General features: G+C 72.2%; 19 protein-coding genes and 1 pseudogene. 6 read left to right on the top strand and 14 right to left on the bottom strand.

What is annotated here, in order from left to right:
- Positions 1-86: 86 nt before the first annotated feature.
- Positions 87-473 (top strand): DUF5958 family protein, encoded by a 387-nt coding sequence (locus Q3Y56_RS29955; protein ID WP_304464895.1) that lies wholly within the window; start codon positions 87-89, stop codon positions 471-473.
- A gap of 64 nt (positions 474-537) precedes the next feature.
- Here the strand turns inward: Q3Y56_RS29955 and Q3Y56_RS29960 are convergent.
- From Q3Y56_RS29960 to Q3Y56_RS29975, 4 genes and pseudogenes are all read right to left on the bottom strand, one after another.
- Positions 538-1,304: pseudogene (locus Q3Y56_RS29960) on the bottom strand (transposase).
- Between the two features lie 44 nt (positions 1,305-1,348).
- Positions 1,349-1,894, bottom strand: coding sequence for a hypothetical protein (locus tag Q3Y56_RS29965; protein WP_304464896.1), 546 nt, complete (start codon positions 1,892-1,894; stop codon positions 1,349-1,351).
- 356 nt (positions 1,895-2,250) lie between these two features.
- Complete coding sequence (locus Q3Y56_RS29970) at positions 2,251-2,928, bottom strand: alpha/beta fold hydrolase (protein ID WP_304464897.1); 678 nt, start codon at positions 2,926-2,928, stop codon at positions 2,251-2,253.
- A 44-nt stretch (positions 2,929-2,972) separates the two neighbouring features.
- Positions 2,973-3,905, bottom strand: a complete 933-nt coding sequence (locus Q3Y56_RS29975; protein WP_304465865.1) for an NADP-dependent oxidoreductase — start codon at positions 3,903-3,905, stop codon at positions 2,973-2,975.
- 110 nt (positions 3,906-4,015) lie between these two features.
- Here Q3Y56_RS29975 and Q3Y56_RS29980 point away from each other — a divergent pair, with 110 nt between their 5' ends.
- The 3 genes from Q3Y56_RS29980 to Q3Y56_RS29990 all read left to right on the top strand — a co-directional run bounded on the left by Q3Y56_RS29980 (position 4,016) and on the right by Q3Y56_RS29990 (position 7,517).
- Positions 4,016-4,972 (top strand): GlxA family transcriptional regulator, encoded by a 957-nt coding sequence (locus tag Q3Y56_RS29980; protein WP_304464898.1) that lies wholly within the window; start codon positions 4,016-4,018, stop codon positions 4,970-4,972.
- Positions 4,973-5,361: 389 nt separating this feature from the next.
- Positions 5,362-6,489 (top strand): ABC transporter substrate-binding protein, encoded by a 1,128-nt coding sequence (locus Q3Y56_RS29985; RefSeq protein ID WP_304465866.1) that lies wholly within the window; start codon positions 5,362-5,364, stop codon positions 6,487-6,489.
- Between the two features lie 146 nt (positions 6,490-6,635).
- Complete coding sequence (locus Q3Y56_RS29990; RefSeq protein WP_304464899.1) at positions 6,636-7,517, top strand: alpha/beta fold hydrolase; 882 nt, start codon at positions 6,636-6,638, stop codon at positions 7,515-7,517.
- An 85-nt stretch (positions 7,518-7,602) separates the two neighbouring features.
- Here the strand turns inward: Q3Y56_RS29990 and Q3Y56_RS29995 are convergent, their stop codons facing one another.
- From Q3Y56_RS29995 to Q3Y56_RS30005, 3 genes are all read right to left on the bottom strand, one after another.
- Positions 7,603-8,514 (bottom strand): oxidoreductase, encoded by a 912-nt coding sequence (locus Q3Y56_RS29995; protein WP_304464900.1) that lies wholly within the window; start codon positions 8,512-8,514, stop codon positions 7,603-7,605.
- A 104-nt stretch (positions 8,515-8,618) separates the two neighbouring features.
- On the bottom strand, positions 8,619-9,554 hold the full coding sequence (locus tag Q3Y56_RS30000) for a D-alanyl-D-alanine carboxypeptidase family protein (protein WP_304464901.1): 936 nt from the start codon (positions 9,552-9,554) through the stop codon (positions 8,619-8,621).
- A gap of 136 nt (positions 9,555-9,690) precedes the next feature.
- Positions 9,691-10,203 carry an Lrp/AsnC family transcriptional regulator gene (locus Q3Y56_RS30005; RefSeq protein ID WP_304464902.1) on the bottom strand — a complete coding sequence of 171 codons (513 nt, stop codon included), beginning with the start codon at positions 10,201-10,203 and terminating at the stop codon, positions 9,691-9,693.
- 244 nt (positions 10,204-10,447) lie between these two features.
- Here Q3Y56_RS30005 and Q3Y56_RS30010 point away from each other — a divergent pair, with 244 nt between their 5' ends.
- Entirely contained in the window at positions 10,448-11,929 is a 1,482-nt protein-coding gene (locus tag Q3Y56_RS30010; protein WP_304464903.1) for an FUSC family protein, read from the top strand.
- Positions 11,930-12,108: 179 nt separating this feature from the next.
- On the opposite strand, the gene Q3Y56_RS30015 is transcribed toward Q3Y56_RS30010, so the two are convergent.
- From Q3Y56_RS30015 to Q3Y56_RS30040, 6 genes are all read right to left on the bottom strand, one after another.
- Positions 12,109-13,113, bottom strand: a complete 1,005-nt coding sequence (locus Q3Y56_RS30015; RefSeq protein ID WP_304464904.1) for a sirohydrochlorin chelatase — start codon at positions 13,111-13,113, stop codon at positions 12,109-12,111.
- A 219-nt stretch (positions 13,114-13,332) separates the two neighbouring features.
- Positions 13,333-14,583: an N-acetylglucosamine kinase gene (locus Q3Y56_RS30020; protein WP_304464905.1), complete on the bottom strand. Its 1,251-nt coding sequence runs from the start codon at positions 14,581-14,583 to the stop codon at positions 13,333-13,335.
- A gap of 5 nt (positions 14,584-14,588) precedes the next feature.
- Positions 14,589-15,398: a phospholipid scramblase-related protein gene (locus Q3Y56_RS30025; protein ID WP_304464906.1), complete on the bottom strand. Its 810-nt coding sequence runs from the start codon at positions 15,396-15,398 to the stop codon at positions 14,589-14,591.
- Positions 15,399-15,435: 37 nt separating this feature from the next.
- Positions 15,436-16,113: a uracil-DNA glycosylase gene (locus tag Q3Y56_RS30030; RefSeq protein ID WP_304464907.1), complete on the bottom strand. Its 678-nt coding sequence runs from the start codon at positions 16,111-16,113 to the stop codon at positions 15,436-15,438.
- Positions 16,114-16,645: 532 nt separating this feature from the next.
- Positions 16,646-17,734 (bottom strand): sialidase family protein, encoded by a 1,089-nt coding sequence (locus tag Q3Y56_RS30035; RefSeq protein WP_304464908.1) that lies wholly within the window; start codon positions 17,732-17,734, stop codon positions 16,646-16,648.
- A 170-nt stretch (positions 17,735-17,904) separates the two neighbouring features.
- Positions 17,905-18,996 (bottom strand): NADH:flavin oxidoreductase/NADH oxidase, encoded by a 1,092-nt coding sequence (locus tag Q3Y56_RS30040; protein WP_304464909.1) that lies wholly within the window; start codon positions 18,994-18,996, stop codon positions 17,905-17,907.
- A gap of 146 nt (positions 18,997-19,142) precedes the next feature.
- Here Q3Y56_RS30040 and Q3Y56_RS30045 point away from each other — a divergent pair, with 146 nt between their 5' ends.
- Positions 19,143-19,514 (top strand): helix-turn-helix transcriptional regulator, encoded by a 372-nt coding sequence (locus Q3Y56_RS30045; RefSeq protein WP_304464910.1) that lies wholly within the window; start codon positions 19,143-19,145, stop codon positions 19,512-19,514.
- Between the two features lie 8 nt (positions 19,515-19,522).
- Here Q3Y56_RS30045 and Q3Y56_RS30050 read toward each other — a convergent pair whose 3' ends face one another.
- The gene (locus tag Q3Y56_RS30050; protein ID WP_304464911.1) at positions 19,523-20,140 is read right to left on the bottom strand and encodes a TetR/AcrR family transcriptional regulator; all 618 of its coding nucleotides are present in this window, start codon (positions 20,138-20,140) and stop codon (positions 19,523-19,525) included.
- Positions 20,141-20,153: the final 13 nt, after the last annotated feature.

Below are 20,153 nucleotides of genomic sequence, written 5' to 3' on the forward strand. Positions count from 1 at the left end.
GCGCGGCACGGCCGCAACGCCGTGACGAACGCCGCGTGCGCACACGTAGTATGTGCTGGCGGGGGTCACGCCGTAGAGGTGAGCACTTGCGAGCATCAGAGCGAATCATCAACGAGGTCGCCCAAGGGTTCCGCGCCTTTGAGGAGGCCGTGACCTGGTTCTCTTCGCTGGAGCTGGGTGAGCAGAGAGCGGTACTGCAAGAGGTGGTTCGCTACTCCATGCAGGCACACGCAACGGCGCAGGATGGGCGCGACGGTCTGTTGCGGTCAGGGGTAAAGACGACAATGACCCCCGCGGTCTTGATCGTTCGAGAGAGGATTCTCGAACAAATGGGGAGGATTATCAATCTTCCGCCGAGCGAATACTTGAATGCCTTTCGTGTTCTGCTCTCCGTGTTCGTCGTCGCCGACACGCGGCGAAGAGAAGCAGAATGTCGAGGTGCTTGTGGTCACGCCTGGCATAACCTGCACTAAGCGTTGTCCCGTAATGATCTCCGAGGCGTGCGAGGCTGGCTGACTACCCAGGGCGGGTAGCCCGCTATGCGGCTTGGATGAGGTTGTGCAGGCGGGCGATGCCGAGTATGGCGTGGTGGACACCGTCGCCCTTGAGTCGACAGTCGCGCAGGATCTTCCAGGTCTTCATTCGCGCGAAGACGTGCTCGACACGGGCCCGGACCTGCTTGTGGGAGCGGTTGGCTTTTGCTTCCAGTCGCACAGCTCGCCGCCGACGGGACGGCGGTGCGGAATGACCAGTCCAGTGCCCGGGTAGCCGCCGTCGGCGATCGTGGTGGTCTTCCCGACGGCGGCCTTCGCGCCGGACTCGGCCCACGCCTTGCAGTCGTTGCGGTTCCCAGGCACCGGCCGTCCGACCACAACGACCAGCTGTGTGTCTGCGTCGATGACCACTTGGTGGTTGGTGGAGTACCTGTAATTCTTGGACTGCTCGGCGGCGCTGTGGTCGCGGGTGGGCACGAGTGTGCCGTCTACGATGAGCACGGTGCCGGCGCGGAAGCGCTGCCGCTGCTTGAGGGCCAGCAACGGCCCGACGTCGTCGACGATGCGGGCGGCAGCTGACGTGGAGATGCCGAACAGCGGGGCTAGCTGGCGCAGTGTCAGGTTGGTTCGCCAGTACGCGGTGACCAACAGCAGCCGGTCTTCCAGCGGCAGTGACCAGGGACGCCCTCGACGAGTCAGCTCAGCACCCTCTCGGCGCAACATAGCGGTCAGCCTGCGGAAGTCGCGCGGCTGCAGCCCGCTGAACGGGGCTATCCAATGCGGTTCCGACGCCGTGATCACACCAGCCACGTGAAGAGATCGTTCCACATCTGTGGACCTCGGAAAGCCGCGAATCAGCCGCAGCGGCTCTCCCGCGGCTCCACGGAACCCACCTGTTCCATGCGCCGGATCTCCCGCTCTGCCGCTTCCAAGTGTCCAAGATCGAGGGCCATCGCGGCACGCCCGGCGACGTAGAAGACATCCTGGCGGATCCGACAGTCCAACTCCGGTTGGCGGCACAAGGCCAGAAACCGCACCTCAAGACTGAGTTCGATGCGGCCCATCTCGTCCCGGACGCGGACCGGGAGTGCTGCGTGCCGGAGATCCTTTGCGTAGTCGCGCGTCTGCCGGTCGGCCTCGTCTGGCCGGGCTTCCACGGGACGATAGGGGTGATCGGCCCACTCCGTGTCAGCCCACCAGACGAGTTCGTCCAGGTGCTCCGAGGCGACCACCAAATCCGGGGGCGAGGTGGAGAGGGCCGCGTCCGCGCCAGCAATCAGCTGGGCGAGACGGCGTCGCGCGTCGTCGTCCCCCACCACGCACATCGCGATGAAGCCCGACAACACGTCGAGCCTGCGCGACACGTCCGCCCGCTGCCAGATCTCGTACAGTCCCGCCATCCACCGTTCCCTCTTCGCCGACCGCGTCACCGCGCCCCGAACCCTACGACGCGCCCCCGTCAGCAGGTCCAACGGTTTTCCCGGGCTCAGCGAACGAACCGCATGCCGGCTCGGTGCGGCGCACGATCTCCTCGCACAGCTCGTGTGCCCGCGAGCGGGGCTTCTTGATGGTTGCGGGACAGCTCTTAGCCAATGTGAAGCCCCCGCCAGGTGTCTCCTGGCGGGGGCTTCATCGTGCTCTGGGACGGTAAGGCTGACGGCAACGTCAGTGGACGGGAGTGATCCCAGCCGTCAGGTGCGGCTCAGCTGCCTTGGATGATCCGGACCGTCCAGGGTGTGGCGGACAGGCTGTTCGTTCACTGGTCCTGTGCGGTCGTCAGCAGGATCTTCAGCAGTTCGTCAGGAGCGTCCCGCATCACGTTGTGGCCGGAGGCCACGGCGTGCGTGCGCCAGGCGGGGTCGTCGCGCAGTCGTTCGTGGAGCGCGGTGAAGGGGGACTGCCCGTCCCAGCCGGTGGCGTAGACGTAGTCCCTGCTGCGGTAGCGGTCGAGGCCGCCCTTCAAGCGGACGGACTGGAGGAGGGAGGCCAGCGGGTGGGGTGTGGCCCGGGGGTCGAAGAACGGCAGGGGTGCGCTGGTGTAGCCGGTCTCGCCCACGCCCTCGAGGTACCAGGCGCGCTCTTGGTCGGTGACGAGGGACCAGCATGAGTCGCCGTCCTCGGGGACCATGGCGTCGACGTAGACCAGGCCGGCCACGCGCTCCGGGACGCGGTCGGCGGCGCCTGTGATCACCATGCCGCCGTAGCTGTGTCCGACCAGGACGGCGTCGGTGATCTGCTGGTCGGTCAGGAGGTTGACGACGTCTGCGATGTGGGTGTCGAGGTTGACCGTGGAGGTGAGCAGGTGCCGGCGGTCCCCCACTCCGGTGAGGGTGAGGGGGTGGGCCTGGTGTCCGTGTGTGCGGAGCTGCCGGGCCAGCGGTTCGTAGGTCCAGGCGCCGTGCCAGGCGCCGGGTATGAGGACGAAGGTGGTCATCGCAGGAAGGGCTCTTCCGGTCCGTCGGGCGGTCAGCCGGGTGGTCAGTCGGTGAGGGAGAGGACGATCTTGCCGGTGGTGCGGCGGCTGTCGCCCAGCTCGTGGGCCTTGGCCGCCTGGTCGAGCGGGAGCACCGTGTCGATCGCGGGCCGGAGCAGGCCCGCCTCGGCGAGGGCGGCGATCTCCCGCATGCCCGCCTGGTCGGCTTCGACGATCATGAAGGTGGCGCGCAGCCCGAGAGGGGCGGCCTCGTCGGCCAGGTACGCCTCGGCCGGGGAGGCGAGTGAGACCAGGACGCCGCCGCGGCGCAGGGTGCGCAGTGAGCGCGGCCCGTACGCGCCGCCGATCGTGTCGATGACGACGTCGACCGGTTCGATGGCCGTCTCGAAGTCGGCCTCGGTGTAGTCGACCAGTTCGTCGGCGCCCAGGCCGCGCAGGAAGTCGTGCTTGGCCGAGCGGGCGGTCCCGATCACGTGGGCGCCGCGGGCCTTCGCGATCTGCACGGCGAGGTGGCCGACGCCGCCCGCCGCCGCGTGGATCAGCACCCTCTGGCCGGGGCTCAATTCGGCGACGTCGACCAGGGCCTGCCAGGCGGTGAGCGCGGCCAGCGGCAGCGCGGCGGCCTGTACGTGGGTGAGCCCGGCGGGCTTGCGGACCAGGTGCCGGGCCGGGGAGGTCACGTACTCGGCGTAGGTGCCCGCGGGGAGCGGGTGGCGCGGCAGGCCGAACACCTCGTCGCCCGGGGCCAGTGTGGTCACCCCCGGACCGACGGCCTCGACGACGCCGGAGACGTCCCAGCCGAGCCGGACCACGGCGCCGGCCAGCCCGCCGGAGGCCCGGTGCCAGGAGTCGGTCGGGTTGACCCCGGCGGCATGCACCCGCACCAGCACCTCGGCCGGACCCGGCTCCGGGCGCTCCACCTCGATGACCTTCAGTACCTCGGGCCCGCCGAAGCCGTCCTGACCGATCGCACGCATCGTCATCCCTCTGTTCCGTTCGGGCCGTTCCGGCCCGCTTGGATCAAGGTTCTCGCCTTCCGGCACCAGGAACGAGTGGCATGATTGCCATCATCTGGAAGGATCTTGCCATGCACCGTGTCGTCGTCCTGGCCCTCGAAGGCGTCTATCCCTTCGAACTCAGCATCCCGGTAAGGATCTTCGGCACGGCTGCCGGGCGCGACGGGCAGCCGCTGTACGAGGTCGCCACCTGCAGCCTGGACGGCGGTCCGGTCATCACCAGCGCTGACTTCGCCATCACCGTGGCCCATGGAAGCGAGGCGCTGCGAACGGCGGACACCCTCGTCATCCCGCCGTTCACCTGTGGTCCCGATGAGCAACGGGACTGGCTGCCCGGCGAAGTGGCCCAGGCTCTGGCCCTCCTCCCCGCCGACGCCCGCATCGTCTCGATCTGCACCGCCTCCTACGTCCTGGCTGCCGCGGGCCTGCTCGACGGCCGTTCCGCCACCACGCACTGGAACGAGGCCGACCACTTCCAGCAGACCTTTCCGCAGGTCCAGGTGGACGCCAACGTGCTGTTCGTCGACAACGGCCAGGTCCTCACGGCGGCGGGGGTCGCCGCCGGCGTCGACCTCTGCCTGCACCTGGTGCGCCGCGACCACGGCAGCGAGGTCGCCAACCGGGTGGCCCGGCTCTGTGTGGTGCCCCCGTGGCGTGAAGGCGGCCAAGCCCAGTACGTCGACCGCCCCGTGCCGGAGCCCTCGGCCGCCACCACGGCCGCCACCCGCGACTGGGCCCTGGAACAACTCCACCGACCCCTCACCCTGGCCGAGCTGGCGGCGCATGCCCGCATGAGTGTCCGAACGTTCTGCCGACGGTTCCGCGACGAGGTCGGCATGCCGCCCGGGCAGTGGCTCACCCGGCAGCGGGTCGATCACGCCCGACGGCTCCTGGAGACCACCGACCTGCCGGTCGACCACATCGCCGCCCGTGCGGGTTTCGGCACCGCCGCCTCACTCCGCCGGCACCTCGCCACCACGGTCGGCATCTCGCCTGCTGCCTACCGCCGGGCATTCCGGGGCAGATGAGACCCGGAGCGCCTGAGTGCGTCGGCGATCTCCTCGTGGCGTGCCCTCACCAGCGCCCCCTTCGATCGATACGTGCGCGACACTTCGCCGTTGTGTGCGCATTTCACCGCATCACGGGTCAGCCTGACGGGGCCGTACGGTCATCCGCGGGTCGCGGGTGGCGGCAGGGTCGCGCTCTGTGAGCGGCTGGGGGAAGCGGGCCTGTTCGCCTCCTCCCGGGGGTGAACTTTTCTTCTCAAGTTCACCTTCCGTTCACCGATGCCGGGCCTACTGAGCCCCGACTTGTTCAGGCAAGTTGTTCGAGCTCCGCGCAGGTGGCCGCTCGTATCGACCCGTACCGAGGAGACATCGTGATCACGTTCCGGAACAGACGGGCGGCCCTTCCCAAGGTGGCTGCCCTGACCTGCGGCGTCGCCGCCACCGCGCTCGTCCTGAGCGCGTGCGGCGGGTCGGAGGGCTCCGGTACGGCCGACGCCGAGAACGTGGCGACCGCGACCTCGATGGAGGAGGCGGGCGGGTTGGACGCCCTCGTCGCGGCAGCCCAGAAGGAGGGCACGCTCAACGCGATCGCCCTGCCGCGGGACTGGGCCAACTACGGGCAGCTGATCGACGGATTCACCGACAAGTACGGGATCAAGGTGAACGTCGAGAACCCGAACGGCTCCAGCGAGGACGAGGTCCGCGCCATCACCTCCCGCAAGGGCCAGAGCAAGGCCCCGGACGTGGTCGACCTCGGCAGCTCCTTCGCCCACGGCGCCGCCCAGCAGGGCCTGCTCGCCCCGTACCGCGTCGCCGCCTTCGACGACATCCCCGAGGGCCAGAAGGACCCCAAGGCGCGTTGGTACAACGACTACGGCGGCTACATCTCCATCGGCTGCGACGCCAAGCGGGTCAAGCGCTGCCCGACGACCTTCGCCGAGCTGCTCAAGCCCGAGTACCCGGGGAAGGTCAGCCTGAACGGCGACCCGACCAAGTCCGGAGCCGCCTTCGCCGCCGTGTACGCCGCCTCCCTGGCCAACGGCGGTTCCTTCGCCGACATCCAGCCGGGCCTGGACTTCTTCGCCGAGCTGAAGAAGAACGGCAACTACACCTCGGTCGAGGCCACCGCCGCCACCATCGCAGCGGGCGAGACGCCGATCATCATCGACTGGGACTACCTCAACACCGGCTACGCCGAGAAGCTCAAGGCCAAGGGCGTGGACTGGGAGGTCGCGGTTCCCGACGACGGCCAGTTCGCGCAGTACTACTCGCAGGCGATCAACAAGGACGCACCGCACCCCGCCGCGGCCCGTCTGTGGCAGGAGTACGTCTACAGCGCCGTGGGGCAGAACACCTACCTCTACGGCTTCGCCCGCCCGGCGCTGATGATCGCCATGGCCAAGAACGGCACCCTGGACAGGGATGCCGCGTCCAAGCTGCCGCCGGTGATCGGCGTCCCGTCCTTCCCCAGCGAGGCGCAGGAGACCCAGGCCAAGCGGACCGTGGCCCGGGGCTGGGGCAAGGCCGTCTCCGGCTGATCGCCCGGCGACCCGCCTCGGCCCGTGGGCGACGGCGGGTGACGGCGAGTACCCGACCCGGTTGCGCCTCCCCGCCCGGCGGCCTGGGAAGATCAACTCCGTGGCCGGCGGCCGGGAGGGCTGCCGCGAAGCGGGGAGGCGGTCCCATGGGCAGCGGTATCAGTTCCTTCACCGACGATCAGGCGAGGGCGCGGTTCCTGGCCGCGTACGAGCGGGCAATGGAGTTCTGGCCGCGGCCGCGCGAGGAGCGGGACGTGCCGACCCGCTTCGGCACCACCCGTGTGTACGGCTACGGAAACGCCGAGGGCGTCCCGCTGGTGCTGCTGCCCGGCGCCAACGCGACGCCCGCCGTGTGGGCGTCGAGCGTCGCCGCGTTCGCCGAGGACCGGCCCGTGCTGGCCGTCGACCGCGTCGGCGAGCCCGGCCGCAGCACGCAGACCGCTCCGATCCGCTCCGCGGAGGCCACCGCGGACTGGCTGGAAGAGGTCCTCGCCGGCCTCGGCGTCGACCGGGTCCACCTGGCGGGGATCTCCTACGGCGCCTGGGTCGCGCTCAACCAGGCCGTGCGCCTCCCCGACCGGATCGTCTCGCTCACCCTGGCCGAACCGGCGCAGGCCCTGGCCCCGCTCAAGCCCGGCTTCCTCCTGTCAGCCGTCGCCGCCATGGTGAGCGGCTCCGAGGACTTCCGGCGCCGCTGGTTCGGCAAGATCGTCGGCGACACGGGCGAGAGCCCGGAATGCGCGGAGGCGCAGGCCCGGTTGGTCGTCGAGGCGATGCGCGGATTCCGGGGACGGCTGCTGCCGCCGCGGAAGGTCGGCGACGACGAGCTGCGTTCGGTCACCGCGCCCGTCCTGGTGCTGCTGGGCGGCGCCAGCCGCGCCATCGACGCCCGCCGCGCGGAGGCCAGGGCACGCCTCCTGCCGAACGCGCGGACCGAGGTGGTTCCGGGAGCCGGACACGCGATACCGGTGAGCGTGCTGAACAGCCGCGTCCCGGCGTTCGTCCGCGATGCGGAGACCGGCCGCTGAACCCGTTCGCCGTCCTGGATCCCGGGTCTTGGATGCCGGGTCCTGGACCCCGGGTCCTGGATCCCAGGGTCCAGGATCCCCGGGCTCAGGCCGCGCCCCGGTGGAGGCCGTCCAGGACGGCCAGTTCGGCCTCGGAGAGGCGCAGCGCGCCGGCGGCCACGTTGTCGACGAGGTGATCGGGGTCGCCGGTGCCGGGGATGGCCAGTACGTGCGGCCCGCGGTGCAGCGTCCACGCGAGTCGCACCTGCGCCGGGCTCGCCCCGTGCGCCCGCGCGATGGCGAGCACCTCCGCACTGTCGCCGCCGCTCGCGCCCGTCTCGCGTCCCGTACCGGCGACCGCGTAGAACGGCACGAACGCGACGCCCTGTTCGCCGCAGCCGCGCACGAACGCGTCGTCCTCGGGCCGCACGCCGATGCCGTACATGTTCTGGACGCAGACCACCGGCGCGATGGCCTGGGCCTCGGCGAGGTGCTCGGCGGTGACGTTGGAGATGCCGAGGTGGCGGATGAGCCCGGCGTCGCGCAGCTCGGCCAGGGCGCCGAACCGCTCGGCGATCGAATCGGTCCCGACGACGCGCAGGTTGACCACGTCGAGATGGTCGCGGCCGAGCTGGCGCAGGTTCTCCTCGACCTGGCCGCGCAGTTGCTCCGGGGTCCTCGCGTGCGGCGCCCACTGCCCCGCCGCGTCCCGGCACGGGCCGACCTTCGTCGCGATGACGAGGTCGTCCGGATACGGGGCCAGGGCCCGGTTGATCAGCTCGTTGGCGGAGCGCAGCGGCGAGAAGTAGAAGGCGGCGGTGTCGATGTGGTTCACACCGAGCTCAACGGCGCGGCGCAGTACGTTGATCGCCTGCTCGCGGTCGCGGGGCACGGCGGCGGGGACAAGCGCCCCGCCGGTCTGCGGCAGGCGCATCGCACCGAACCCGATCCGGTTGACTTCCAGGTCGCCGAGCTTCCACGTACCCGATGCGGCCGCGGTGATCATCTCTGAGGTCATGCGGGAATGATCTTTCATGAACCACGCTGACCGCCAGTCCTGGACGACGGGTGCCTGCCCCGGCCGGAGCCGATCCGGCCGGGGCGTCGGCGGCTCAGCGGACGTCAGTCCTGCTGCGCCTCGGGCGAGAGCTCACGCCACTTCACCGTCGACTTGGTGCGGAACGACCAGTCGAGCATCTTCTTGGCGTCCGTGTAGCGGTTGGTGTCGTTGAGGATGACACCCACCACCGTGCGGTCGCCGCGCTTCGCGGCGAACACCAGGCACTTGCCGGCCGCGGTGCCGGTGCCGGTCTTTATACCGATGGCGCCCCGGTACGAGCCGAGCAGCTTGTTGGTGTTCTCCCAGGTGTAGATCCGCGTCCCGCCGTTGGCGGCCGGGGCCTTCTGCTTGGTGATGGTCGTCTTCACGACCGTACCGAACGTGGTGTTGCCGATCGCGTGCCGGGCCAGCTTCGCCATGTCCCGCGGCGTGGTGAAGTTGCGGTTGCTCTGCGAGATGCCGTCGAAGGAGTCGTACTGGGTCTTCGACATCCCCAGCGCCCTGGCCTTGCTGTTCATCTTGGAGACGAACGACTTGGTGCGCTTGGCCATCGTGTCGCCGGTGCCGAACGTGTCGGCCAGCGCGTAGGCGGCGTCGCAGCCCGACGGCAGCATCAGCGCGTACAGCAACTGCCGCACGGTGACCTTGTCACCGGTCTTCAGGTCGGCCGTGCTGGCACCCTGACGGGTGACGTAGTCACGGTACGCCTTCTTGACGGTGACCTTCTTGTCCAGGTTCACCCCGCGGGTGTCGAGCACCACGACCGCGGTCATGATCTTGGTGGTGCTCGCCATCTGGCGCTGGGTGTCCGCGCCCTTGCCCCACAGCTGCTTGTTGGACCCGCTGTCCAGGAGGTACGCGCCCTTCGCCGTGACACCGGACGGGCCGGTCGTCGCTTCGGCGGTCGCGGCCGGCAGCACCACCGACAGGGCCGCGGTCGAGGCTATGACCGTCGCTCCCCAGCGGCGCATCGCCCCGCCCCCACATGCTCGTTCCATATGCGCTCCGTTCTCAGAATGGAAGGAAATGGGCGAGCGCATAGTCTCATCCGGTTAAATCCGAAAAAACCACGGGGGCGTGGCCCACCGTCAGGAGTCCGCGTACGAGGGGGGTTACGGGCGCGGTACGAGGAGGTCAGAGCGGGCGGCGGGCGCGGGCCGCGGCGGCGCGGCCGATCTCGTCGACGAGCGGCAGCACGCGGTACGCCACGCGCTCGCGCAGCGCCATCTCGGTGCGGGTGCGCACCACGCCCGGCAGCCGGATCAGCCGCTGGATCACGTCCTCGAGGTGTTCGTTGTCCCGCGCCACGACCCGCGTCAGCAGATCGCCCCCGCCGGTGATCGAGAACGCCTCGATGATCTCCGGCACCGCGGCCAGGGCGTCGCCGACGTCATCCAGGTGCCCCTGCGTGACCTCGATGTGGATGAACGCCAGCACCGGATGGCCGAGGGCGGCGGGCGACAGATACGGGCCGGAACCGGTGATCACACCGTCCCGCTCCAGCCGGTCCAGCCTGGCCTGCAGGGTGCCGCGGGCGATGCCCAGCGTGCGCGCGTACTCCCGGACACTGGTGCGCGGCTGTTCCAGCAGCAGGCGCAGGATTCTCGCGTCGAGCGCGTCCACCGACGCCGGGTCCACCGCCGACATGGGCCAACGGCCTCCCTCTGGTCGGAACATCTGGCGTCCGACTGTACCAATGGCACACCTATGGCGGCATCGGTTGAGCCACTGTCCCTGCGGATGCTTTCCTTCTCCCGACAATGGCGTTGCGGGGAGTCCCGCAGCGCCTTTTCCATGCCCGGAACAGTCTTCCCACGTCGGGAACAGCGCGCATCAGAGGATTCAGAGGATTCAGGTGATCAGGGGGCGTTCGGCGACCGTGCTGCAACGGATGTTCATGACTCCGGACCCGGGCCGGCTGCGGCTGCGCACCTCGGCGCGGGCCGTCGTCGGCGTCGGCCTGGCGGTGACCGCGACCGAGCTGTGCGGGCTGTCGCTGGCCGCCTCGATCACCGCGGGACTCGCCGCGATGCTGGCGCTGTTCACCGTCGCCGACCCCACCGTACGCCGCCAGGCCGGCACCACCGCGCTGCTGCCGCTGGCCGGGTTCCCCGTGCTGGCGGCGGCTACCGCACTGCACGAGCTGCCGCTCCTGCGCGACGCCGCGTTCCTCGCTGTGGTCTTCTGCGGGGTCGCGGCCCGCCGCTGGGGGCCGCGTGGCAACGCGCTGGGCATCTTCGCGTTCATGATGTTCTTCGCCACCCAGTTCCTGCACGCCGTCCCCGGCCAGCTGCCCCAGCTGTACGCGGCCGTGGCGATAGCCCTGCTGGCGGTGGCGGGCGTCCGGTTCGGTGCCTGGTGCATCGAGCGCCACAACCCGCCACCGGCCGCCCCGGCCCCGCCGGGCGGGCGCCGGCTGGCCCACCCGGCGACCCGGCAGGCGTTCCAGGCCACCGCTGCCTGCGCCTTCGCCCTCGCCGTCGGGCAGGCGCTCTCCGACGAACGCTGGTACTGGGCCGTCGGCGCCGCCTGGTGGATCTTCGTCAACACCGCCTCGCGCGGCGAGACGCTCGTCCGCGGCCTCCGCCGGGTCGTCGGCACGGTCTGCGGCATCGCGGCCGGCCTGGTGGTCGCCGTACCGCTGCACGGCGAGCCCGCACCCACCGTCGCCCTGGTCGCCCTCTGCGTGTTCGGGATCTTCTACACGGCGGCCCCGTCGTACAGCTGGATGATGTTCTTCGTCACCGTGATGGCCGCCCTGCTGTACGGGCTGATGGGCGTGCTGCACCCGGGGCTGCTGGCGCTGCGCCTGGGGCAGACCGCCGTCGGCGCGCTCGGCGCGGCGCTGGCTGTCGCGCTCGTCCTGCCGATCACCACCCACGCCGCGACCGACGCGTGGATCCAGCGCGCCCTGCACTGCGTACGGCGCTGCACCGCGGCGGCCGCGCGGCGGCTCGCGGGCGACGCGACCGCCGACCCCGCCCCGGACGTCGCCGAACTGGAACTCCTGCTGGCCCGGGTACGGCTCTCCCTCGCCCCGCTGCTGCACCCGCTCAGCCCGCTGCGCGCCCGCAAGGACCGGGCCCGCGCGGTCATGGTGCTCCTCGACGACTGCGCCCGGCAGGTGCGCGGGCTGGCCGAGACGGCCGCCGACCCCGACGCCTCCCACGACGCCCGGCTCACCGCGGCCTGCCAGCGGGTGGAGGCGGCGGTCCACCGGCTGACCTCGCCGGGCCGCGAGCCGTCGCCGGCCTCCGCCGCCCTCGCGGCCGACGCGCACCACCACCCGGGTGCGGAGCGGGCACTGGCTCATCTGCACGGACTGGAGACGGCGCTGACCGGCCTGGCCGCGCCGCTGGGCGCGGCCAGGTAGCCCGGGCTGCCCGCCCGGCCTCTCAGAACGCCGAAGGGGGCCCTCCGCGACGCGGAGGGCCCCCTTCCGTGCGGAGTGGGCGGATCGAGGCCGTATGGCGCGTACAGCGGCTCATACGGCTCGTGTGGCGGCTCGCCTCGTAGGGGGAGCGGCGGTGTACCGGGAGCGGGCGGTGCTGCTCAGCGCAGCGGCGCGCCCTGCGCCCCCGACCGCAGCGTGATGCCCACGGCCGCCGCGTACTGCGACAGCACCAGCTTGCCCACGGCCGGGTACGCGCCGAGCGGCTCCGCCGTCGCACAGCCGGCCTCGCGGGCGGCCTCGGCGGGCACCTCGCCGGCCACCTCGGGGCCGATCAGGTACGGGGCCAGGGCGAGCTGCCCGGAGCCGGAGCCCCGCAGCTGCTCCGCCACCCGGACCACGGAGCCCTCCTCGTCCAGCGCCGCGGCCATCACCGGCACCGCGAGGCGCGCGGAGAGCAGCATGCCGGTGATCCCGGCGGCCTGCACGGCCTCGGGGCCGCCGACCGTGGCCAGGATGATGCCGTCCGCGGCCGTCGCCACGGTGAACAGGCGGGCGCGGTCGGCACGGGCGAGCCCGGCCTCCGACAGCCGTACATGCAGCGCCTCGGCCAGCAGCGGGTGCGGGCCCAGCACATCGGTGATCTCGGCGGCGGACCCGCTGCTCACCACGGCTTCGCGTATCCGCCGCAGCAGCCCGGACTCCGGACCGGCCAGCAGCGGGACCACGACGGCCGCCGGGCCCTGCGCGGCGGCGCGCACGCCGGACTCGTCGAGCGGGACCTCGGCCGGGTCCACGCCCTCCGCCTCGGCGACGACGAGCAACTCCTCGCGGGCCGCGCGCGCCGCTTCCTCGGCCCGGCGCACCCGGTCCCCGCGCTCCTCGGCCGCCTGCTTGAGCACGGCCTCCAGCTGCGGGAACTCCCCGCCGTCCGCCTCCGCGAAGGCCAGTCGGGCGTCGAGACCGGGCAGCTCGGAGCGGGTGATGCTCAGGATCTCCTCCGCCACGCCGCGCGCGGCGGCATCGGGCGCACCCGGTACGGCGAGCACCAGCGGAGGTGCGCCGACGGGTGCGGCCGCGGGCTCCGGTCGGCGGTGCCGTCCGGACTGGCGGGGACGCGGTGTTCGTACTGGCAGGCCGGACGAGGGCCCTGTGGGGGAGCTCATGGCGCCGCATGTTAGTCGTTCGAAGCCCTGTGCTGCGCGGGCGGGGGCGACGTCGGGTCATACGTCCAGCTATGCCGGTTTCCATATTGACGCCCGCGGTCCGGACCAGTGCTTCCGGGGCCTCGCAGGACGCGTGCCCGCAGCTCACGAGCGCCGCGGGTTCCGGCACAGGCCCCGCACCTCCGCACCGGACCCGCGCCTCCGCAACAGGCCCGCGCCTCACATCACGCGCAGCAGCGCCGCGTCCTGAGGGAGCAGCAGTCGGTCGGTGGCGAGCGCCGCCGCCACGCGCAGCGCGCCGGCCAGCGGGTCCGCGGGGGACTCGACGACCCGGGCATGCGGCAGCCGCGCCCACAGCTCGGCGCGTACGGGGCGCAGCAGCGGCTCGCCCATGCGGAAGAGGCCGCCGGTGAGTGCCACCGTGCACGTCTCGCCGCGTCCGGCCGCCCGGCCGGGGGCGTGGCCCGCCGCCGCCACGGCGGTCGCCGTCCTCGCCCGGCCCGCGGCCGCGCCAGGGGCCCGCCCGTCCGCCGGACCGGCATGCCCGGCCAGGTCGGCCGGATGCGCCATGCTCTCGGGGTCCGCCGGGGTGGTGGGCGTACGGTGCCCGTCCCATGCCCTGCCCCGTGTCCCGGGGGACCCCCGGTCGCCGCGTTCCGGTGCCTCGCCGGCCGGGTGCGCGCCGTGCGGGCAGACCGCTTCCGCCGCCTCGGCGATGTGCCGGGCCGCCTGCCGCAGGATCCGCGCCGCCACCGGGTCCTCGGCCGCGCACCGGCCGACCTCCGGCGCGAACGACGCCAGTACGGCGGGCCGGTCGGCCCGCGGATACAGGGCGCCGGGCAGCTCTCCTGCCGGCCCGAAGACCGCCTCCGCCCGCGCGAGCAGCGCCACCGAGCCGCCGTGCCGCCCGTCGTGGGCGCGCAGCGCCGCCTCCAGGCCGGCCCGGCCGATCCACGCCCCGCCGCCACAGTCCCCGAGGAGATGCCCCCAGCCGTCGGCGCGCCGCCAGCCCGCGGCCAGGTCGGTGCCCAGGGCGATGAGCCCGGTGCCCGCCGCGACCACCGCGCCGGGCCGTTGGCCGAGCGCTCCGGCGTACGCGATCACCCCGTCGGCGGCCAGCGCGAGCCGCCGCACGCCGAGGGCCCGCCGCAGGGCGTCCGGGAGCACCGTCCGCAGTTCGCCGCCGAGCGCGGCCATGCCCGCCGCCCCGACACAGGCGGCCGCCGGCCGCTCCGCTCCGGCCTCGCGCAGCAGCTCTCGCGCGGCGGGCACCACCTGGTCCAGCAGGCTGCGCGCGTCGACGCCGCGCGCGCCGACCACGGCCGGGGTGGGCGAGGACCACGTCAGAGGCTCGCCGAGGCCGTCGATGCCGGGGCCGTCGACGGGCGCCACCGCGACCCGTAAGCCAGAGCCGCCGGAGTCGATGCCGAGCACGTGCCCGGGGGGCTCCGGGTGCCGTCGTGCGCCCATCGGGCTCAGCCGAATCCGCGGGCGTCCTGCTTGAGCGCGGTGTCGACCGTCAGCGCGGTCGCCACGACCAGGCTCAGCAGCGGGTCCGGCAGCGGCCGGTGGATCTGCAGGACGTAGTTGTCCGCCGTGGTGAACATGGTCTTCGCCAGGCCCTCCCACGTCTTGGTGATCCGGGCGATCTCCGTGTCGGTGTGGTCGACGATGGCGAAGTTCCAGGCGCGCCAGTTCTCGGCCTTGATCGCGCCGACGCGCTGCCCGTTGGCCTCGATCGAGAAGTTGATCTTTCCGATGACGTTCTGCTGGACGATCTCGCCGACCGGCTGGCCGTCCGGGCGCGCCACGATGACCCGGGACTTCATGAACTTGGCCGGGCGGGTGAGCACCAGGTGCGGCTGCCCGTGCGCGTCCCGGATCTCCAGGCGGTGGGTCATGAACTGGTCGAGGCTGGAGACGAAGCGCGCGACCTTCTTCAGCGTGCTCTGCCCGACCTGCACCACCGAGCCGATGGTCCGGCCGTGCTGGTCGAAGACGCTGTACTCGTTGGTGAGCTCGATCAGCTTGGCCTTCTGGTTCACCACCAGGACCGGCTCGCTGAACAGGGTGCCGCCGCCGGTCACGGCCGGGGCGACGCCCGCCTGCTGCTGGACCTGGTGCTGGATCTTGGCAGGTTCGGCCACGGGCTGCTGCGGGACCTGGCCGGGCTGTCCGGGGTGGGTGTGCTCGGTCCACCGAGTGCCGTCCCACCAGCGCAGCAGGTTCGGCGTGCCCTGCGGGTCGGCGTACCAGCCCGAAGGGGTGTTCGGATGTGTCGTCATGGCGGGCACCCTACCTGCGCCCGCTGTCACCCGCCCGTCAGGGAAGACGCCACTCCACGGGCTGCGCACCCTGCTGGACCAGCAGGTCGTTGGCGCGGCTGAACGGCCGGGAGCCGAAGAAGCCGCGGTCGGCGGACATGGGGGAGGGGTGGGCGGACTCCACGCACGGCAGCCCGCCCAGGAGCGGCCGCAGGTTGCGCGCGTCCCGGCCCCACAGGATCGACACCAGCGGGCGGCCCCGCGCGGCCAGCGCCCGGATGGCCTGCTCGGTGACCTCCTCCCAGCCCTTGCCGCGGTGCGCGGCGGGGCGGCGCGGCGCGGTGGTGAGCGCCCTGTTGAGCAGCAGCACCCCCTGCCGGGACCACGGCGTGAGGTCCCCGTTGGAGGGGCGCGGGTGCCCGAGGTCGTCGTACATCTCGCGGAAGATGTTCTCCAGGCTTCCGGGCAGCGGCCGCACCTCCGGGGCCACCGAGAAGCTCAGCCCGACCGCGTGCCCGGGGGTGGGGTACGGGTCCTGTCCGACGATGAGCACCCGCACCTCGTCGAAAGGCTGCTGGAAGGCGCGCAGCACATTCGCCCCCGCGGGGAGGTAGGTACGGCCCGCGGCGATCTCGGCCCGCAGGAAGTCGCCCATCGCGGCGATACGCCCGGCGACCGGCTCCAGCGCCTTGGCCCAGCCCGGTTCTACGATCTCGTTCAACGCTCGTGCAGCCACGATGCGTCACTCTATCGGCTCAGCCTGTGAGGGCCGCACCGATACGGCGGGCGGTCGGGCGGTACGGGGGCCGGAGCGGCCGCGGGCGCGTCACCGCGTGGGGAGACCGTCAGCTGGTCGCGGTCTGCTCGATCCGGATGCGGCCGCCGTCGCTGGTGGGCACCGAGAAGCCCCCGCTGGTGGGCACCGAGAAGCCGCCGAAGAGACCCGCGAGCCCGTCGTCGTCCTTGTCCTTGTCGGAGCCACCCGAACCGCCGGAACCACCAGAGCCCTGCTGGCCCCGGAGCCTCCGAAGTTCCCGAGGTCATCCCAAGGGTCGTCGGCGGCCACGGCGGGGGCCGCGAACCCGAACATGAATGCCGCGATTCCGGCGGCGGCGACCAAAGATCTGCGCATGCGAAATTCTCCTTTGCGATGAGGTGCTGGAAGAGGTGAGGTTTGGGAAGCAAGCACAGGAATGCCCCGCCCCGCACTCGGATATGCCTCACCTAATTCGCTTGGAGCAGTCCCCTCTGATTCACCTGGAGCAGTCTCAGCCGACTGCGGCGGCCCGGACGCACAGCACATCGGGCAGGTGCGAGGCGATCAGGCGCCAGCTGTCTCCCTCGTCCGCGCTGGCGAACACCTCGCCATTGCGATTTCCGAAATACACCCCCGCGGGCTCGGCGTCGTCGGTGCGCAGCGCGTCGCGCAGCACCACCCCGTAGTGCTCCTCCGCGGGCAGCCCCGTGGCCGGCGCGGACCACGAGGCCCCGGCGTCCTCGGTACGGAAAACCCGGCAGCGGTAGCCCGGCGGATAGCGGTCGCTGCCGTCGCTGACCGGGAAGACGTACGCGACGCCGCCGCGCCGCGGGTGGGTGGCGACGGCGAATCCGAAATCGGCGGGAAGACCGGCCCCGATCTCCGCCCAATTCGCCCCGGCGTCGTCGCTTCGGTACACCCCGCCGTGGTTTTGCAGATACAGCCGGTCGGGGTCGGTCGGGTCGCGGGCGACCTTGTGCACGCATTGGCCGAACTCCGGATACCGGTCGGGCAGGAACTCCGCCTTCAGGCCCGCGTTGGACGGCTCCCAGCTCGCGCAGCCGTCACGGGTGCGGTAGACGCCGCCGGCGGAGACGGCGACCAGCACCGACCTCGCGTCCCGCGGGTCGGTCACCACGGTGTGCACGGCCTGGCCGCCGAAGCCCTCGCCCCACTGCTCGCGCTGCGGGTGCTCCCACAGGCTCCGTACGAACGCGAAGGTCTCGCCGCCGTCGTCGGAGCGGAACAGGGCGCCAGGCTGCGTGCCCGCGTAGACGACATCGGGTTCCTCGGGGCCCGCGGGCTGCAACTGCCAGACCCGCTCCAGCGAGGCGCCGGTGTCCCGCGGGAACGCCACGGCGGGCTTCGGCGGCTCCCGCCAGGTGGCTCCGAGGTCGTCGGAGCGGAAGACCGACGGCCCCCAGTGCGAGCTGTCCGCCCCGGCCAGCAGCCGGGGCACGGGGCGGCGGGTGTCGATGCCGACGGAGTACACCGCCTGCATGGGGAAGTGCGGACCGGTGAAGGCCCAGTCGGCCCCGCCGTCGCGGCGCCCCAGGAACAGCCCTTTACGCGTGCCCACCGCGAGCAGCACGTCCGCCATGGCGCGTCACCTCCAGGGTTGAGGATGTGTCCGGCATCACAGAGTCTGCACCCCGGCACTGACAACGGCCCGTCGGTCGGCCGTCCCGGACGGCTCCGCCCCCGGTCGTCCCCGTCCCGGACCGGGGCGGGGACGACCCTCCGGCGCGGCCCGCGGCCGCGCCGGGCCGGTCAGGCCGCCCGGCCGTACTGCGGCGGGACGGACACCTCGTCGCCGAGCTCGCGTGCCGCGCGTCGCGCCCAGTACGGGTCGCGCAGCAGCTCCCGGCCCAGGAGCACCGCGTCCGCCTCGCCGCCCGCGAGGATCCGCTCGGCCTGCTCCGGCTCGGTGATCAGCCCGACGGCCGCGACCGGCAGCTTTGTCTCGGCCTTCACCCGCGCGGCGAACGGCACCTGGTAGCCGGGCCCGGTCGGGACCCGTACGCCCGCCGCGTTGCCCCCGCTGGAGACGTCCAGCAGATCCACGCCGTGCTCCCGCAGCAGGCGCGCCAGCGCCACGGTTTCGTCGACCGTCCAGCCCTCGCCCGCGCCGTTCTCCGCCAGCCAGTCGGTGGCCGAGATCCGGAAGAACAGCGGCAGTTCCTCGGGCCACACCTCCCGCACCGCGTCGACCACCTCCAGCGCGAAGCGCGTGCGGTTCTCGAAGGACCCGCCGTACTCGTCGGTGCGGTGGTTGCTGTGCGGGGAGAGGAACTCGCCGATCAGATAGCCGTGCGCGCCATGGATCTCGACGACCTCGAAACCGGCGGCGAGCGCGCGCCGCGCCGCGTCCGCGAACTGCCCCGTGATCTCCTTGATCTGCGCGGTCGTCAGCTCGTCCGGCACCGGGTGGCGCTCGTCGAACGCCGCCGGGCTCGGCCCCAGCGGCTGCCAGCCGTGCCGGTCCGGCCCGAGGGGCGCGCCACCCAGCCACGGCCGGTCCGTCGACGCCTTGCGCCCCGCGTGGCCGATCTGGATGCCCGCAATGGTGCCGCGGTCCTTGAGGAACGCGGTGATCCGGCGGAACGCCTCGACCTGGGTGTCGTTCCAGATGCCCAGGTCGAAGGGGCTGATCCGGCCCTCGGGGCTGACGGCGGTGGCCTCGGTCAGGATCAGCCCGGTGCCGCCGCTGGCGCGCGACGTGTAGTGGGAGAAGTGCCAGTCGTTCGGGACGCCCGCGTCCGGCCCGCAGGGCTCCGCGGAGTACTGGCACATGGGAGCCATCCAGATGCGATTGGGGATGGTCAGGGACCGCAGGGCGTAGGGCTCGAACAGGGCGCTCACGGGCTGCCTCTCTCTCATCCGGCGGAATGCCGCTCGTACGATAAACCTCGTAGTACGTAGAGTGTCAAACTACGATGGTTCTCGTACGATGGAGGTCCGAGCGGGGTCCGATGGAGATCCCAGGGGAGAGCGAACGAGGTCCCGCCGTGCCGACGCAGACATCCAGCACCGCACCGGAGTCCCCGGCGGGCCGCGCCCTGGACCACCCCGAGCGGGCCGCCATCCGCCTGGAGGACGTCCTGCACGCGCTGTCCGATCCCATGCGCCTGCGCGTGGTCCGGGCGCTCGCCGCCGGAGCCGACGCGCTGGCGTGTTCGGAGATCGAGCTGCCCGTGAGCAAGTCCACGTGCACGCACCACTACCGGGTGCTGCGCGAGTCCGGCGTGATCAGTCAGATCTACCGGGGTACGGCCAAGTTGAACGCCCTGCGCCGGGAGGATCTGGACGAGCTGTTCCCCGGGCTGCTGGACGCCGTCCTGCTGGCCGCCGCCCGCCAGGGCGACCGGCTCGGCGACTGACGGTCAGGTCAAGGACGCTCGACCGCCGGCGGCGGGTCGCCCTGCGTCCAGTCCAGCCCGTACCGGTGGAACAGCTCCGCGCGCAGCCGCTCCGGCGGCATCGGTGCCCCCGGCAGCAGGATGGCCACCACCGCGCCCATCAGCAGCGCGCGCAGCAGCACGTAGTCCTCGTCCGGGTCCGGCGAGCCGTATTCGGCGACCGTACGGCGCAGCAGGGCCGCGAGTTGCTGCTGCTCGGGGCACTGGACGAAGCCCTCCGCCGTCAGGATCCCCGCCATGTGGGTGCGCATCAGGCGCGGCCGGTCGCGGGCGAGCCCGAGGACCGCGTCGATCGCGCGCGCCAGCCGCTCCCGGCCGGCGTCCGGACCGGTGGGCAGCGGCTCCCGGTCCAGGGCCGCGGCCAGCCGCATGTGCATCAGGCGGTGCACCGCGCTCTGCAGGAGCTGGCGCTTGCTGGGGAAGTAGTACGAGACCAGGCCGCGGGCGGTCCCGGCCCGGTCGGCGATGCCGGCGAGCGTCGTCGCCTCGTAGCCGTCCCGGCCCACCAGCTCGACCGTCGCCTCCAGCAGTCGCGTCTTGGAGCGTCGGCGCAGTTCCTCATTGACCGATGCGCTACGCGGGGACATGCGATAACTCCTG

This window comes from Streptomyces sp. XD-27 (genome assembly GCF_030553055.1).
Taxonomy (GTDB): domain Bacteria; phylum Actinomycetota; class Actinomycetes; order Streptomycetales; family Streptomycetaceae; genus Streptomyces.